The sequence below is a fragment of the Kosakonia sp. YIM B13571 genome, assembly GCF_042788095.1.
GTDB classification, from domain to species: domain Bacteria; phylum Pseudomonadota; class Gammaproteobacteria; order Enterobacterales; family Enterobacteriaceae; genus Kosakonia; species Kosakonia quasisacchari.
Genome location: NZ_JBHZPL010000004.1, coordinates 1 through 14,732, shown reverse-complemented (window position 1 = coordinate 14,732; position 14,732 = coordinate 1). Strand labels below are relative to the sequence as shown.

At 54.1% G+C, this 14,732-nt stretch carries 18 protein-coding genes; 15 read left to right on the top strand and 3 right to left on the bottom strand.

Going from position 1 to position 14,732, the window contains the following annotated elements:
- Position 1: 1 nt before the first annotated feature.
- Both ACFX4O_RS11650 and mdcH read left to right on the top strand, forming a co-directional pair.
- Positions 2–622, top strand: coding sequence for a malonate decarboxylase holo-ACP synthase (locus ACFX4O_RS11650; protein ID WP_380209825.1), 621 nt, complete (start codon positions 2–4; stop codon positions 620–622).
- Positions 619–1,521, top strand: coding sequence for a malonate decarboxylase subunit epsilon (gene mdcH / locus ACFX4O_RS11645; RefSeq protein ID WP_380209827.1), 903 nt, complete (start codon positions 619–621; stop codon positions 1,519–1,521). The genes ACFX4O_RS11650 and mdcH overlap by 4 nt, the downstream gene beginning before the upstream one ends.
- Here the strand turns inward: mdcH and ACFX4O_RS11640 are convergent.
- Entirely contained in the window at positions 1,505–2,449 is a 945-nt protein-coding gene (locus ACFX4O_RS11640; RefSeq protein ID WP_131412003.1) for a LysR family transcriptional regulator, read from the bottom strand. The genes mdcH and ACFX4O_RS11640 overlap by 17 nt on opposite strands.
- A gap of 27 nt (positions 2,450–2,476) precedes the next feature.
- A complete protein-coding gene (locus tag ACFX4O_RS11635; protein ID WP_380209829.1) occupies positions 2,477–4,381 on the bottom strand; it encodes an ABC transporter ATP-binding protein in 1,905 nt (634 codons plus the stop codon).
- A gap of 169 nt (positions 4,382–4,550) precedes the next feature.
- Between ACFX4O_RS11635 and kefG the strand changes: the two genes are divergently transcribed.
- The 4 genes from kefG to slyD all read left to right on the top strand — a co-directional run bounded on the left by kefG (position 4,551) and on the right by slyD (position 7,800).
- The gene (gene kefG, locus ACFX4O_RS11630; RefSeq protein ID WP_131412018.1) at positions 4,551–5,102 is read left to right on the top strand and encodes a glutathione-regulated potassium-efflux system ancillary protein KefG; all 552 of its coding nucleotides are present in this window, start codon (positions 4,551–4,553) and stop codon (positions 5,100–5,102) included.
- Positions 5,102–6,907, top strand: coding sequence for a glutathione-regulated potassium-efflux system protein KefB (gene kefB / locus ACFX4O_RS11625; protein ID WP_380209831.1), 1,806 nt, complete (start codon positions 5,102–5,104; stop codon positions 6,905–6,907). Before kefG ends, kefB begins: the two co-directional genes overlap by 1 nt.
- Before the next feature lie 10 nt (positions 6,908–6,917).
- Positions 6,918–7,118: a YheV family putative zinc ribbon protein gene (locus tag ACFX4O_RS11620; RefSeq protein ID WP_017459891.1), complete on the top strand. Its 201-nt coding sequence runs from the start codon at positions 6,918–6,920 to the stop codon at positions 7,116–7,118.
- 94 nt (positions 7,119–7,212) lie between these two features.
- Positions 7,213–7,800 carry a peptidylprolyl isomerase gene (gene slyD / locus ACFX4O_RS11615; protein WP_131412008.1) on the top strand — a complete coding sequence of 196 codons (588 nt, stop codon included), beginning with the start codon at positions 7,213–7,215 and terminating at the stop codon, positions 7,798–7,800.
- Between the two features lie 157 nt (positions 7,801–7,957).
- Here slyD and ACFX4O_RS11610 read toward each other — a convergent pair whose 3' ends face one another.
- The gene (locus ACFX4O_RS11610; protein WP_131412011.1) at positions 7,958–8,176 is read right to left on the bottom strand and encodes a protein SlyX; all 219 of its coding nucleotides are present in this window, start codon (positions 8,174–8,176) and stop codon (positions 7,958–7,960) included.
- Between the two features lie 237 nt (positions 8,177–8,413).
- On the opposite strand from ACFX4O_RS11610, the gene fkpA reads away from it, so the two are divergent.
- The 9 genes from fkpA to ACFX4O_RS11565 all read left to right on the top strand — a co-directional run.
- Complete coding sequence (fkpA, locus tag ACFX4O_RS11605; protein ID WP_131412012.1) at positions 8,414–9,265, top strand: FKBP-type peptidyl-prolyl cis-trans isomerase; 852 nt, start codon at positions 8,414–8,416, stop codon at positions 9,263–9,265.
- Positions 9,266–9,424: 159 nt separating this feature from the next.
- Entirely contained in the window at positions 9,425–10,147 is a 723-nt protein-coding gene (locus ACFX4O_RS11600; protein WP_017459895.1) for a transcriptional regulator, read from the top strand.
- Positions 10,147–10,533: a sulfurtransferase complex subunit TusD gene (tusD, locus tag ACFX4O_RS11595; RefSeq protein ID WP_131413813.1), complete on the top strand. Its 387-nt coding sequence runs from the start codon at positions 10,147–10,149 to the stop codon at positions 10,531–10,533. The genes ACFX4O_RS11600 and tusD overlap by 1 nt, the downstream gene beginning before the upstream one ends.
- Positions 10,533–10,892 carry a sulfurtransferase complex subunit TusC gene (tusC, locus tag ACFX4O_RS11590; RefSeq protein ID WP_380209834.1) on the top strand — a complete coding sequence of 120 codons (360 nt, stop codon included), beginning with the start codon at positions 10,533–10,535 and terminating at the stop codon, positions 10,890–10,892. Before tusD ends, tusC begins: the two co-directional genes overlap by 1 nt.
- A gap of 7 nt (positions 10,893–10,899) precedes the next feature.
- On the top strand, positions 10,900–11,187 hold the full coding sequence (gene tusB, locus ACFX4O_RS11585; RefSeq protein ID WP_131413811.1) for a sulfurtransferase complex subunit TusB: 288 nt from the start codon (positions 10,900–10,902) through the stop codon (positions 11,185–11,187).
- A gap of 124 nt (positions 11,188–11,311) precedes the next feature.
- Positions 11,312–11,686, top strand: a complete 375-nt coding sequence (rpsL, locus tag ACFX4O_RS11580) for a 30S ribosomal protein S12 (protein WP_003023654.1) — start codon at positions 11,312–11,314, stop codon at positions 11,684–11,686.
- 97 nt (positions 11,687–11,783) lie between these two features.
- Complete coding sequence (gene rpsG / locus ACFX4O_RS11575; RefSeq protein WP_007369802.1) at positions 11,784–12,254, top strand: 30S ribosomal protein S7; 471 nt, start codon at positions 11,784–11,786, stop codon at positions 12,252–12,254.
- Positions 12,255–12,353: 99 nt separating this feature from the next.
- On the top strand, positions 12,354–14,468 hold the full coding sequence (gene fusA, locus ACFX4O_RS11570) for an elongation factor G (RefSeq protein ID WP_131413810.1): 2,115 nt from the start codon (positions 12,354–12,356) through the stop codon (positions 14,466–14,468).
- A 70-nt stretch (positions 14,469–14,538) separates the two neighbouring features.
- Positions 14,539–14,732 (top strand): GTP-binding protein (locus tag ACFX4O_RS11565; protein WP_004929415.1); only part of this gene is annotated, 194 nt, incomplete at its 3' end.

The following is a 14,732-nucleotide window of genomic DNA, read 5'->3' as shown; positions in this document are numbered from 1 at the left end:
CATGACCGCAACATTACGCCCGCATGATCTTCTCTGGCTACGCGCACAAGACGCGCTGGAAGAGGTAACCGACCCCTGGGTCGCAGAGATCTGGCACGCTGGTTTACCGGTGGTGGTGCGGCGTGATGTTGAACAAAACGGTCGCATCCCCGTTGGCGTGCGCGGTCTGCGCCGCGACCAACGCGCTGCGGGGTGGGTGAAGCCAGAGCAGGTCATCCGGGTGGTCTCTCCTGAACAACTGGTCACACCGCAAGAACTGCCGCGCTCGCCGTTTATCTCCCAGCCACCGGTACAACTGGCGCTGCAACTGACGCAGTTTACCTGGCCGTGGACATGGGGTGTTACCGGCAGCACGGGTTATGCGCTGGCGACCGGTATTCCGGTTATCCATGCGACCAGCGATCTCGACTTACTCATCCGCGCGCCGAAACCGCTTCCCACACGCGATCTGGCCCGCTGGCAGCAGCAACTCAGCGGTGGGCTTTGCCGGGCGGATACCCAGGTGGAAACCCCGAACGGCGGTTTTGCGTTAGCTGAATGGTTACGCGACGGGCGGGTAATGCTGAAAACCAACCACGGGCCGCGCCTGGTGAGCGACCCCTGGCAAAGGGAGGATTCATGAAGATCATCTTTACTTTTCCGGGGCAGGGGACGCAACGCCCGGGAATGTTACAAGGTCTGCCGGGCAGTGAAATGAACGAAGCCCGCGAGGTATTGGGTGCAGAAGTCGATACGCTCGATACTGCCGGGGCGCTAAAACATACCCGCGCGGTGCAACTGGCGCTGCTGATTGCCGGTGTGGCCTGGGCGCGTGAATTACAACGCCGGGGCGTGAGCGTTGATATCACCAGCGGTCTGTCGATTGGTGCGTATCCGGCGGCAGTGGTCGCCGGCGCGCTCGATTTTCAGGATGCACTGCGCCTGGTGGCGCTGCGCGGCGATTTGATGGAGCAGGCGTATCCGCACAGTTACGGGCTGACGGCGATTATGGGGCTGACGTTGCCTACCGTGGAAACGCTGATCGAAGGCAGCGGAGCCTATATCGCTAACCTCAACGCCGAGACGCAGATTGTCATCGCCGGCAGCGATGAGGCGATGGCGCGAGTGGCGCAACGTGCGTTAGCAAAAGGCGCTAACAAGGCGCAGCGGCTCGCGGTCAGCGTACCTTCCCACTGTGCATTGCTGGAAAAACCCGCTGAAAAACTGGCGCAGGCGTTTGCGGGTGTCACGCTCCGTCGCCCGCAGTGTGCTTACTTGAGCGGTAGCACCGGGCGCGTGTTGTGGCAGCCGGAGAAAATCGCCGACGATCTGGCGTGGAATATGGCGCGCACCGTGCGCTGGCAAGAGGCGGTCATTGCCGCCAACGAACGCGACGCGCGACTGGCGATTGAAATGCCGCCGGGCGGTATTCTTACCTGCCTGACACGGCAAGCCGCGTGGAACGGCGAAAGCATTTCGCTGGAGCGCAGCGGTGTGGATGTGGCGGTACATCTGGCGAATCGCCTCAGGATGCAGGCGTAATGTTTTCTTGCAGGCTGCGGGCGTACATGCGGCCTTCCGCCGCCAGCGCCAGCAAGTTGGGATCGCGCTCGCGGTTGCGTGAAAAGACAATGGCGATCAACTGTTGCATTTGATACGGCTCGGCGAGACGCAACATCTGCACTGATCCTTCGTAGACTTTCTTCATCCTTCCCGGCATCAGCGTAAATCCGACGCCCGCCTGCACCAGGCTCAGCATGGAGAAGATGTCATTCACGCGGGTGACAATTTCCGGCTCAAAACCGGCAATATGAAACGCTTCCTGAAAACCGGCATAGGTGGCGAAGCCTTCAGCCAGCGAGACAAATTTTTGCGCGCGGTAGTCGCGCAGGTCAGCAAGGGTATCGGTTTCAAGCGTTGCGCTTGCCGGCGCGGCAAGGAAGATATCGTCATGAAACAGCGGCAGCACTTCGAGGTTGTTGCGGTCAATTTCGCTTTCTGAAATGGAGATCAAAATCGCGTCAAGCGAGCCTTCCTCAAGCATATGCAGCAGCGTTTCGTTTGAGCCCATCGTCAGATTTATCTCCAGGTCCGGGCGTCGCAATTTCATCCCCATTATCAATCGGGGGACGGTTTCCAGCGTCAGGGAGTAGAGCGTACCCACGCGCAAACGCCCCTGACCAACCCCGGCAGTTTTACGCGCTTCATCCAGCCCGCGCTCCATCAATTGCGTCACTTCCTGGCAATATTCCAGTAGCGTCCACGCGGCAGGCAGCGGGATGAGATTACGGCCTTTATGGGCAAACAACGGGCAACGGACATTCTCTTCCAGCGTGTGCAGCGCGCGGTGCACACTGACACCGCTGAGATTGAGCGCTTCGGCGGTGCGCGCAATATTGCCCTTTTCCATAAAGGCCATGAAGATGCCCAGCTTGCGAAACGTAATGTCGTTGGTGATATCCAGATTCATAAGCTCTCTCGCCGCCGTTGTTGCGTGTTATTCCCCTTGCAACATGGCTTCCAGTTGCTCGTGCGCGTCCAGCCAGGCCATCTCGCACTCTTCGAGGCCCGATTTTGCTGCCGCCTGCTGTTGCAAACAGGTGGTTAATTCCGCTTTGCGGCTCTGATCGTAAAGGCCGCTGTCGCCGAGCTTCTCTTCGGCTTGCGCTAACTGCGCATTCAGCTTTTCCATCTCTTTTTCCAGCCGGGTAATCTCTTTGCGCAGCGGCTGAGTTTGCGTGCGCAGCTCGGCTTCACGGCGCTTCTGATCTTTGCGCGCCTGCGCGCTGTTGGCGCTCTCTTTTACCGTATCCGCCGGCTGGCTTTCCTGTTTTTGCACGTCGCTTAGCCACTGCTGGTAATCTTCCAGGTCGCCTTCGAACGGCTCAACTTTGCCGTCGTGCACCAGGTAGAGATCGTCCGTGGTGGAGCGAATCAGGTGGCGGTCATGCGATACGACCACTAATGCGCCTTCAAACTCAATCAGCGCTTCGGTCAGCGCCTGACGCATATCCAGATCGAGGTGGTTGGTCGGTTCATCAAGCAGCAGCAGGTTTGGGCGCTGCCAGACGATTAACGCCAGCACCAGACGCGCTTTTTCGCCGCCGGAGAAGCGTTCGGTTATTTCGGTGACTTTATCGCCCTGGAAACCAAAGCCGCCCAGGTAGTCGCGCAGTTTCTGCTCCAGCTCCTGCGGTGCGAGACGCGCCAGGTGCTGCAACGGCGATTCGTCAGCGCGTAAAAACTCCAGTTGATGCTGGGCGAAGTAACCGAGCTTAATGCCTTTCGCCAGCCCGATTTCACCGCTCTGCGCCGCCAGTTCACCCGCCAAAAGTTTGATAAGCGTGGATTTACCCGCGCCGTTACGTCCCAGCAGGCCAATGCGTGAACCCGGCACCAGATTCAGCTTAATGGCGTTCAGAATGGTGCGATCGCCGTAACCTGCGCTCACTTTTTCCATTTTTAACAGTGGGTTGGGCAGGCTTTCCGGCGGGCGGAAACTGAAGTGGAACGGGTTATCGACATGCGCTGGCGCAATCAGCTCCATGCGCTCGAGCATTTTGATGCGGCTTTGCGCCTGTTTCGCTTTACTGGCTTTCGCTTTGAAGCGGTCGATAAAGCTTTGCAGATGCGCAACGCGCTGCTGCTGACTTTCGTAAGTGGCCTGCTGCTGGGCGAGGCGCGTGGCGCGCTGGCGCTCAAACGAGCTGTAGTTGCCGGTATATTCGAACAGGCTTTGCTGCTCAATATGCAGAATTTTGTCCACTACCGGATCGAGGAAATCACGGTCGTGGGAAATCAGGATCAGCGTGCCCTGGTAGCTTTTCAGCCACTTCTCCAGCCAGATCACTGCATCGAGATCGAGGTGGTTGGTCGGTTCATCAAGCAGCAGTAAGTCGGAGCGGCAAATCAGCGCCTGCGCGAGGTTTAAACGCATACGCCAGCCACCGGAGAAGTCGCTCACCGGGCGCTCCAGTTGCTCGTTACTAAAACCCAGACCGTGCAGCAGGCTGGACGCGCGAGAGCGAATGGTCCATGCATCAATCGCGTCGAGTTTACCGTGCACGGTGGCAATGGCATGACCATCGTTACGTTCGTTGGCGGCGTTAAGTTGAGCTTCAAGCTGGCGGTATTCGCGATCGCCATCAATCACATAGTCTATGGCCGCTTCATTTAGCGCCGGTGTTTCCTGGTTCACCCATGCCAGTTGCCAGGTGCCAGGAAAAGTGAAGCTGCCGCCGTCGGCACCGATCTCGTTTTTCAATAGCGACAGCAGCGTTGATTTGCCGCAGCCGTTTTTACCCACCAGGCCTACTTTCTGGCCCGGGTTGATGGTGGCTGTGGCGTTATCCAGCAGGACACGCACGCCGCGACGAATTTGTAACGAGGAGAAAACAATCATAAGGCGCCGTATGTTCAGACTATGTTAATTTGTCATTATGATAATGTAAGAGTGCGGCCAAAGGACGCACCGGGGCCGCAATGGTAGCCCAAAATGAAGATGATAGACAAAATCATTCTGGCAGCGCCCACTGGCCGCTCGCCAGAGTTTGACGCCCGGGAGGGGAATGATGTCGCAGACAGCGAAAGTATTGCTGCTGTATGCCCATCCGGAATCACAGGACTCGGTAGCTAACCGGGTTTTGCTTAAGCCGGCAACGCAGCTGCAAAATGTCACGGTGCACGATCTTTATGCCCGTTACCCTGACTTTTTTATCGATATTCCTTATGAACAGGCGTTGCTGCGTGAGCATGACGTCATTGTGTTTCAACATCCGCTATATACCTACAGTTGCCCGGCGCTGCTCAAAGAGTGGCTTGACCGTGTGTTAAGTCGTGGCTTTGCCAGCGGCATTGGCGGGAACCAACTCGCGGGAAAGTATTGGCGCAGCGTGGTCACTACCGGGGAACCGGAGGCCGCGTATCGCCACGATGGGCTTAACCGCTACTCCATGAATGACATTTTGCGCCCGTTTGAGCTGACTGCCGCCATGTGCCGAATGCACTGGTTAAGCCCGATTATTGTGTATTGGGCGCGTAGGCAATCACCGCAGGAGTTGGCGAATCACGCCAAAGCTTATGGTGACTGGCTGGCGTCGCCGTTGTCTCCGGGAGGCCGTTAATGGAAGGTTCCGCGCTCTTACTGGCCGGTGTGTTGTTTCTTTTCGCGGCGGTGGTCGCTGTCCCTCTTGCCGCGCGTTTAGGCATTGGCGCGGTGCTCGGCTATTTGCTTGCGGGTATCGCGATTGGCCCGTGGGGGCTGGGGTTTATCAGCGACGTTGATGAAATCCTCCATTTCTCCGAACTGGGCGTGGTGTTCCTGATGTTTATCATCGGACTGGAGTTGAACCCGCGTAAGCTTTGGGAACTGCGGCGCTCAATATTTGGCGTGGGCGCGGCGCAGGTGCTGCTTAGCGCGGCGATCCTCGCCGGGCTACTGATGCTGACGCAGTTCTCCTGGCAGGCGGCGGTGATTGGCGGTATCGGTTTGGCGATGTCATCCACCGCGATGGCGTTGCAACTGATGCGCGATAAAGGCATGAATCGCAGCGAATCCGGCCAACTGGGATTCTCGGTGCTGCTGTTTCAGGATTTAGCGGTGATCCCGGCGCTGGCGCTGGTGCCGCTGCTGGCGGGCAACGGTGATGAGCATCTCGACTGGATGAAGGTTGGCATGAAGGTGCTGGCGTTCGCGGGCATGTTGATTGGCGGGCGTTACTTGTTGAGGCCTGTGTTCCGCTTTATTGCTGGTTCCGGCGTGCGGGAAGTGTTTACCGCCGCCACGCTGCTGCTGGTGCTGGCCTCGGCGCTGTTTATGGATGCGCTGGGGTTATCGATGGCGTTGGGAACCTTTATCGCTGGCGTGTTGCTGGCCGAAAGCGAATATCGCCACGAGCTGGAGATCGCCATTGAGCCTTTCAAAGGGCTGTTGCTGGGGTTGTTTTTTATTTCCGTAGGCATGGCGCTGAATCTCGGCGTGCTCTATACCCATCTGTTATGGGTGGGACTGAGTGTTGCGGTGCTGGTGGCGGTAAAATCGCTGGTACTGTATGGGTTGTCGCGGATATACGGTTTGCGCAGTTCGGAGCGTATGCAGTTCGCCGGTGTGTTAAGTCAGGGCGGTGAATTCGCGTTTGTCTTATTCTCCTCTGCTTCTTCCCAGCGCTTGTTCCAGCATGATCAAATGGCGCTGCTGCTGGTGACCGTCACGTTATCAATGATGACTACGCCGTTGCTGATGCGCGGTGTGGATAAACTGCTCTCGCGGCGTTACAACACCCCAGAAGATGAAGATGAAACCCCATGGGTGGAAGACGATAAACCCCAGGTGATTGTGGTGGGGTTTGGTCGTTTTGGTCAGGTGATTGGCCGTCTGTTAATGGCGAATAAGATGCGCATTACCGTGCTGGAGCGCGATATCAGCGCCGTCAATTTGATGCGTAAATATGGGTATAAGGTCTATTACGGGGATGCAACTCAAGTGGAGTTGCTGCGCTCGGCAGGCGCGGAAGCGGCGCAATCGATCGTCATCACCTGTAATGACCCGCTGGATACCATGAAGCTGGTGGAAATTTGCCAGCAGCATTTTCCGAATCTGGCAATCCTGGCGCGCGCTCGCGGGCGTGTGGAAGCGCATGAACTACTGCAAGCCGGTGTGACGCAGTTTTCCCGCGAGACGTTCTCCAGTGCGCTGGAGTTAGGGCGCAAGACGCTTATTTCGCTGGGAGTGCATCCACATCAGGCTCAGCGTGCGCAACTGCACTTTAAACGTTTAGATATGCGTATGCTGCGCGAGCTGATGCCGGTGCATACCGATACGATGCAAATTTCCCGTGTCCGCGAAGCGCGGCGCGAGCTGGAAGAGATTTTCCAGCGAGAAATGCAGCAAGAGCGTCGCCAGTTGGATGGTTGGGACGAGTTTGAATAAGGGGGATCGAATGGCTGTACGAAAACGTTTTATCGCCGGCGCGGTTTGCCCGGCCTGCCAGGCGAAGGACTCAATGGCAATGTGGCGTGAGAATAATGTCGATATTGTTGAGTGTGTTAAGTGTGGACACCAGATGCGCGAAGCGGATAAAGAAGCCCGCGAGCATGTTCGCAAAGATGAGCAAGTGATCGGGATTTTTCATCCAGACTAGCGAGATCGGGCAGCTTTTTTTAAGCTAAAGGGTACACAGGTGCAGAATTCCGCTACAATCTGCGCCAGTAATTTTCCCACGCTCAGGAGATATCATGAAAGTAGCAAAAGACCTGGTGGTCAGCCTGGCCTATCAGGTACGTACAGAAGACGGTGTATTGGTTGATGAGTCTCCGGTGAGTGCGCCGCTGGACTACCTGCACGGTCACGGTTCCCTGATCTCTGGTCTGGAAAACGCGCTGGACGGTCACGAAGTCGGCGACAAATTCGATGTGGCTGTTGGCGCGAACGACGCTTACGGTCAGTACGACGAAAACCTGGTGCAGCGCGTCCCGAAAGACGTCTTTATGGGCGTTGACGAACTGCAGGTTGGCATGCGCTTCCTGGCAGAAACCGACCAGGGCCCGGTACCGGTAGAAATCACCGAAGTGGAAGACGAACACGTTGTTGTTGACGGCAACCACATGCTGGCTGGCCAGAACCTGAAATTTAACGTTGAAGTTGTCGCTATTCGCGAAGCAACGGAAGAAGAACTGGCTCATGGCCACGTTCACGGTCCGCATGGTCATGATCATGACCACGACCACGATCACGACGGTTGCTGCGGTGGCCACGGCCACGAACACGGTCATGACCACGGGAAAGGTGGTTGCGGCGGTAATGGCGGCTGCGGTTGCCACTAATACGCGTTGTTTTTCGCGCCGCAGGGGCGTTGGCTTCGCTTTTAAACCCCGGTCGCATCGTTTTCTATGCTACCGGGGATTTTCAAGTTTGCCGCCTGCCTGCAACACGAAATCCATAGCGTCATTGATGAGCGGGGAAACCCGCTTTTTTTACGCCTTAATAATGGGGCGGCGGCGTCTCTTCTGAAGGGGATGCCATGTGTGAAGGTTGGCTGGCTTTGAGTTTTTCTGCCATTAATCGCAGATGTTCGCGCAGCTTTGCCATTTCCAACTCATGGGCGACTACCGTCTGGTTTAGGTCCTCGATGGTCATCTCCTGAAAAGCTAACCGACTTTCCAGTTCCGCCAGTCGCGCTTCGATTGTTAACTCTTGCATACTTCACCTCTGGATTGCGTCCGGCCCGATTTTTGTTAAACGAGCGAATTTTACTGAACTTTGCCGCCAGGTACAGCTCTGGCAAAGAAAAGCAGAAACTTATTTAAACAAAAATAGTCAGAAAACAGGTGAATTCAGGTGGTGTCCTTATGTTGATTTCCACCGCAACGCTTTATAGTACGTCTCTTACATTTTGTTTAACCCTGGGGCGAGATGCCCCGGCCCCTGGAGAAATGGATGAAATCACTGTTTAAAGTCACGCTGCTGGCGACCACGATGGCCGTCGCCCTTCACGCTCCGATCTCTTTCGCTGCCGATACCGCTGCAAAGAAAGAGCCGGCTGCAGCAGCTGACAGCAAAGCGGCATTTAAAAATGACGACCAGAAATCTGCCTATGCGCTGGGTGCCTCGCTGGGCCGCTATATGGAAAACTCTCTGAAAGAGCAGGAAAAGCTGGGTATCAAACTGGATAAAGCACAGCTGATCGCCGGTGTTCAGGACGCGTTTGCTGATAAGAGCAAACTGAGCGACCAGGAGATTGAACAAACTCTGCAAGCGTTTGAGACACGTGTGAAAACTGCCGCGCAGGATCGCATGGAAAAAGACGCTGCTGACAACGAAGCAAAAGGCAAAGCCTTCCGTGACACCTTCGCTAAAGAGAAAGGTGTGAAAACGTCCGATACCGGTCTGCTGTACAAAGTAGAGAAAGAAGGCACCGGTGATGCGCCGAAAGACAGCGACACGGTTGTTGTTAACTACAAAGGTACGCTGATCGACGGTAAAGAGTTCGATAACTCTTACACCCGTGGCGAGCCGCTCTCTTTCCGTCTTGATGGTGTCATTCCTGGCTGGACCGAAGGCCTGAAAAACATCAAGAAAGGCGGCAAGATCAAACTGGTTATCCCACCGGCACTGGCTTACGGGAAAACGGGCGTTCCGGGTATTCCGGCTAACTCCACGCTGGTCTTTGACGTAGAGTTGTTGGATATCAAAGCCGCACCGAAAGCAGATGCCGCAGCGCCAGAAGCTGCACCGGCAGCGGGCGATAAAGCTGCTGATGCGAAAGCCGCAGACACCAGTAAGAAATAAAATTTGCAATAGCGCCGCCTTCGGGCGGCGTTTTTTTTTGCAGCAGGGATATAATTCTGGAAAGCTTAACCTACGATGTATTAATTTATATCCCCACATAAATACTGAGCCTGCCCTGAAAACATAACGACAGGCTCCTGAAAAGGAGTGTTTTTTTTCATGTCCAGGTCGCTATTAACCAACGAAACCAGTGAACTTGATTTACTGGATCAACGTCCTTTCGATCAGACCGACTTCGATATCCTCAAATCCTATGAAGCGGTGGTGGACGGGTTAGCGATGCTCATTGGTAGCCACTGTGAAATCGTTTTGCACTCTCTGCAAGATTTGAAATGTTCCGCAATCCGTATCGCCAATGGCGAACACACAGGGCGTAAAATTGGCTCGCCCATCACCGATCTCGCCTTACGCATGCTGCATGATATGACCGGCGCCGACAGCAGCGTATCGAAGTGTTACTTCACACGTGCGAAAAGCGGTGTGCTGATGAAATCCGTCACTATCGCTATCCGTAACCGCGATCATCGGGTAATTGGTCTGCTGTGCATCAATATGAATCTTGATGTGCCGTTCTCGCAGATCATGAGCACTTTTGTGCCACCGGAAACCCCGGATGTTGGCTCTTCAGTAAACTTTGCTTCCTCAGTAGAAGATCTGGTCATGCAAACGCTGGAGTTCACTATTGAAGAGGTTAATGCCGATCGTAATGTTTCCAATAACGCCAAGAATCGCCAGATCGTATTGAATCTCTACGAGAAAGGTATCTTCGATATCAAAGATGCTATCAATCAGGTCGCCGACCGCCTCAATATTTCAAAACACACTGTTTATCTCTATATCCGCCAGTTCAAAAGCGGCGATTTTTCCGTACAGGATCGTTAATGCGTTTTGCCCTGATGGTCACCGGCCCGGCGTATGGTACGCAACAAGCCAGCAGCGCGTATCAGTTTGCGCAGGCGCTACTGGATGCCGGGCATACCTTAGCCAGTGTCTTTTTTTATCGGGAAGGGGTGAGCAATGCGAACGCGCTTACTGCGCCCGCCAGCGATGAATTTGACCTGGTTCGCGCCTGGCAACGCCTGCATGAAGAACACCATGTCGAGCTGCATATCTGCGTTGCTGCGGCGCTGCGCCGCGGTGTTGTTGATGCTGTCGAAGCACAACGGCTGGCGCTGTCAGGTGCAAACCTGCAAGCCGGTTTTTCACTGACGGGCCTTGGCGCGCTGGCGGAAGCCGCGCTCGCTTGCGATCGGGTGGTGCAATTCTGATGAAACGTATCGCCTTTGTGTTTACTTCTGCGCCGCATGGCTCTTCTTCTGGTCGCGAAGGGCTGGATGCTTTGCTGGCGACTTCTGCGTTTACCGACGATATTGGCGTGTTTTTTATTGGTGATGGGGTATTCCAGTTACTGGCCAATCAGCGGCCGGACGCGGTATTAGCGCGCGATTACATCGCGACGTTTAAAGTCCTGCCGCTTTATGACATCGAACAGTGCTGGCTGTGTGCGGCTTCCCTGCGTGAGCGTGGATTAGGTGAAGAGACAACATTCGTGTTGCCGGCTCAGCGCCTGGAGCCGGATGCGCTGCGCGAAAAACTTGATAGCTACACTGTCGTTCTGACCTTTTGAGGCATTTATGCTGCATACCTTGTCCCGCTCTCCCTGGCAGTGTGATATAGCGTCGATGCTCCGTTTGCTGCGCCCCGGCGACGATCTGCTGCTGCTTTCAGATGGTGTAACGGCGGCCTTGCAAAACGGGCGCTATGTTGAGTTATTGCTAAACGCCCCCATAACAGTGCATGTCCTTAAAGAAGATATCGATGCCCGTGGTCTGGGTGGTCAAATTTCAAGCAGTGTTGTCAGGGTTGGCTATAATGATTTCGTTAGCCTGACGGTGAAAAACGCTGTTCAGATGCATTGGTAATGTGTGATCGCTGTATATTTCTTGACACCTTTTAAGCACAGCCATAAAATTCTGCGTCCTCATATTATATGAGGCCGTTTTATTACGTGTTTACGAAGCAAAAGCTAAAACCAGGAGCTATTTAATGGCAACAGTTAACCAGCTGGTACGCAAACCACGCGCTCGCAAAGTTGCAAAAAGCAACGTGCCTGCGCTGGAAGCATGCCCGCAAAAACGTGGCGTATGTACTCGTGTATATACTACCACCCCTAAAAAACCGAACTCCGCACTGCGTAAAGTATGTCGTGTTCGTTTGACCAACGGTTTTGAAGTGACTTCCTACATCGGTGGTGAAGGTCACAACCTGCAGGAGCACTCCGTGATCCTGATCCGTGGCGGTCGTGTAAAAGACCTCCCGGGTGTTCGTTACCACACTGTACGTGGCGCGCTCGACTGCTCCGGTGTTAAAGACCGTAAGCAATCTCGCTCCAAATACGGCGTGAAACGTCCTAAGGCTTAATGGTTCTCCGTTAAGTAAGGCCAAACTGTTTTAACTTTAATGTCAAACTAAACTCTTAGAGTTTTGGACAATCCTGAATTAACAACGGAGTATTTCCATGCCACGTCGTCGTGTTATTGGTCAGCGTAAAATTCTGCCGGATCCGAAGTTCGGATCAGAACTGCTGGCTAAATTTGTCAATATCCTGATGGTAGACGGTAAAAAATCTACTGCAGAAGCAATCGTATACAGCGCGCTTGAGACCCTGGCTCAGCGTTCTGGTAAAAATGAACTGGAAGCGTTCGAAGTAGCTCTCGAAAACGTGCGCCCGACTGTGGAAGTTAAGTCTCGCCGCGTGGGTGGTTCTACTTATCAGGTTCCGGTTGAAGTTCGTCCGGTTCGTCGCAATGCTCTGGCAATGCGTTGGATCGTTGAAGCTGCTCGTAAACGCGGTGATAAATCCATGGCTCTGCGCCTGGCGAACGAACTTTCTGATGCTGCAGACAACAAAGGTACTGCAGTTAAGAAACGTGAAGACGTTCACCGTATGGCCGAAGCCAACAAGGCGTTCGCACACTACCGTTGGTAATCCCTTCGGAGTTTTAGTCATATGGCGGGCGCTTCTGGCAAGTGGCCCGCCGTTTGGCAACTTAAATCTGAACGCCTAAAGAGACAAACGAGGAATCAAATGGCTCGTACAACACCCATCGCACGCTACCGTAACATCGGTATCAGTGCGCACATCGACGCCGGTAAAACCACGACTACCGAACGTATTCTGTTCTACACCGGTGTAAACCACAAAATCGGTGAAGTTCATGACGGCGCCGCAACCATGGACTGGATGGAGCAGGAGCAGGAGCGTGGTATTACCATTACCTCCGCTGCGACTACCGCATTCTGGTCTGGTATGGCGAAGCAGTATGAACCGCATCGCGTAAACATCATCGACACCCCGGGGCACGTTGACTTCACTATCGAAGTAGAACGTTCCATGCGTGTTCTTGACGGTGCGGTAATGGTTTACTGTGCCGTTGGTGGTGTTCAGCCGCAGTCTGAAACCGTATGGCGTCAGGCAAACAAATATAAAGTTCCGCGCATCGCGTTCGTTAACAAAATGGACCGCATGGGCGCTAACTTCCTGAAAGTTGTTGGTCAGATCAAATCCCGTCTGGGCGCGAACCCGGTTCCGCTGCAGCTGGCAATTGGTGCTGAAGAAGGTTTCACCGGTGTTGTTGACCTGGTGAAAATGAAAGCCATCAACTGGAACGACGCAGACCAGGGTGTAACCTTCGAATACGAAGATATCCCGGCTGATATGCAGGACCTGGCTGAAGAATGGCACCAGAACCTGATCGAATCCGCTGCTGAAGCTTCTGAAGAGCTGATGGAGAAATACCTGGGTGGTGAAGAACTGACTGAAGAAGAGATCAAAAAAGCTCTGCGTCAGCGTGTTCTGAACAATGAAATCATCCTGGTAACTTGCGGTTCTGCGTTTAAGAACAAAGGTGTTCAGGCGATGCTGGATGCGGTAGTTGATTACCTGCCGTCCCCGACTGACGTACCTGCGATCAAAGGCATCCTGGACGACGGTAAAGATACTCCGGCTGAGCGTCACGCAAGTGATGAAGAGCCGTTCTCTGCGCTGGCGTTCAAAATCGCTACCGACCCGTTTGTTGGTAACCTGACCTTCTTCCGTGTTTACTCCGGTGTGGTTAACTCTGGCGATACCATCCTGAACTCCGTGAAAGCTGCACGTGAGCGTTTCGGTCGTATCGTTCAGATGCACGCTAACAAACGTGAAGAGATCAAAGAAGTCCGCGCGGGCGACATCGCTGCTGCTATCGGTCTGAAAGACGTGACTACTGGTGACACCCTGTGTAACCCGGATCACCCGATCATTCTGGAACGTATGGAATTCCCGGAACCGGTTATTTCCATCGCAGTAGAACCGAAAACCAAAGCTGACCAGGAAAAAATGGGTCTGGCTCTGGGCCGTCTGGCAAAAGAAGACCCGTCATTCCGCGTATGGACTGATGAAGAATCTAACCAGACCATTATCGCCGGTATGGGTGAACTGCACCTCGACATCATCGTTGACCGTATGAAACGTGAATTCAACGTTGAAGCGAACGTCGGTAAACCTCAGGTTGCTTACCGCGAAGCGATTCGCGCGAAAGTTACCGATATCGAAGGTAAACACGCTAAACAGTCTGGTGGTCGCGGTCAGTACGGTCATGTTGTTATCGACATGTACCCGCTGGAGCCGGGCTCTAACCCGAAAGGTTACGAGTTCATCAACGACATCAAAGGTGGTGTAATTCCTGGCGAATACATCCCTGCCGTTGATAAAGGTATCCAGGAACAGCTGAAATCTGGCCCGCTGGCGGGTTACCCGGTAGTTGATCTCGGTGTGCGTCTGCACTTCGGTTCTTACCACGACGTTGACTCCTCTGAACTGGCGTTTAAACTGGCTGCGTCTATTGCCTTTAAAGATGGCTTTAAGAAAGCGAAACCAGTTCTGCTTGAGCCGATCATGAAGGTTGAAGTAGAGACTCCGGAAGAGAACACCGGTGACGTAATCGGTGACCTTAGCCGTCGTCGCGGTATGCTGCGCGGTCAGGAATCTGAAGTTACTGGCGTTAAGATCCATGCTGAAGTTCCGCTGTCTGAAATGTTTGGATATGCAACTCAGCTGCGTTCTCTGACCAAAGGTCGTGCGTCATATACTATGGAATTCCTGAAGTATGATGATGCGCCGAACAACGTTGCTCAGGCCGTAATTGAAGCCCGTGGTAAATAAGCCGCAGGGTTAAAACCAAAGTCCCGTGCTCTCTCCAAAGAGGGAGAGCACTATAGTAAGGAATAAAGCCGTGTCTAAAGAAAAATTTGAACGTACAAAACCGCACGTCAACGTCGGTACTATCGGCCACGTTGACCATGGTAAAACTACTCTGACTGCTGCAATCACTACCGTTCTGGCAAAAACCTACGGTGGTTCTGCTCGCGCATTCGACCAGATCGATAACGCGCCGGAAGAAAAAGCACGTGGTATCACCATCAACAC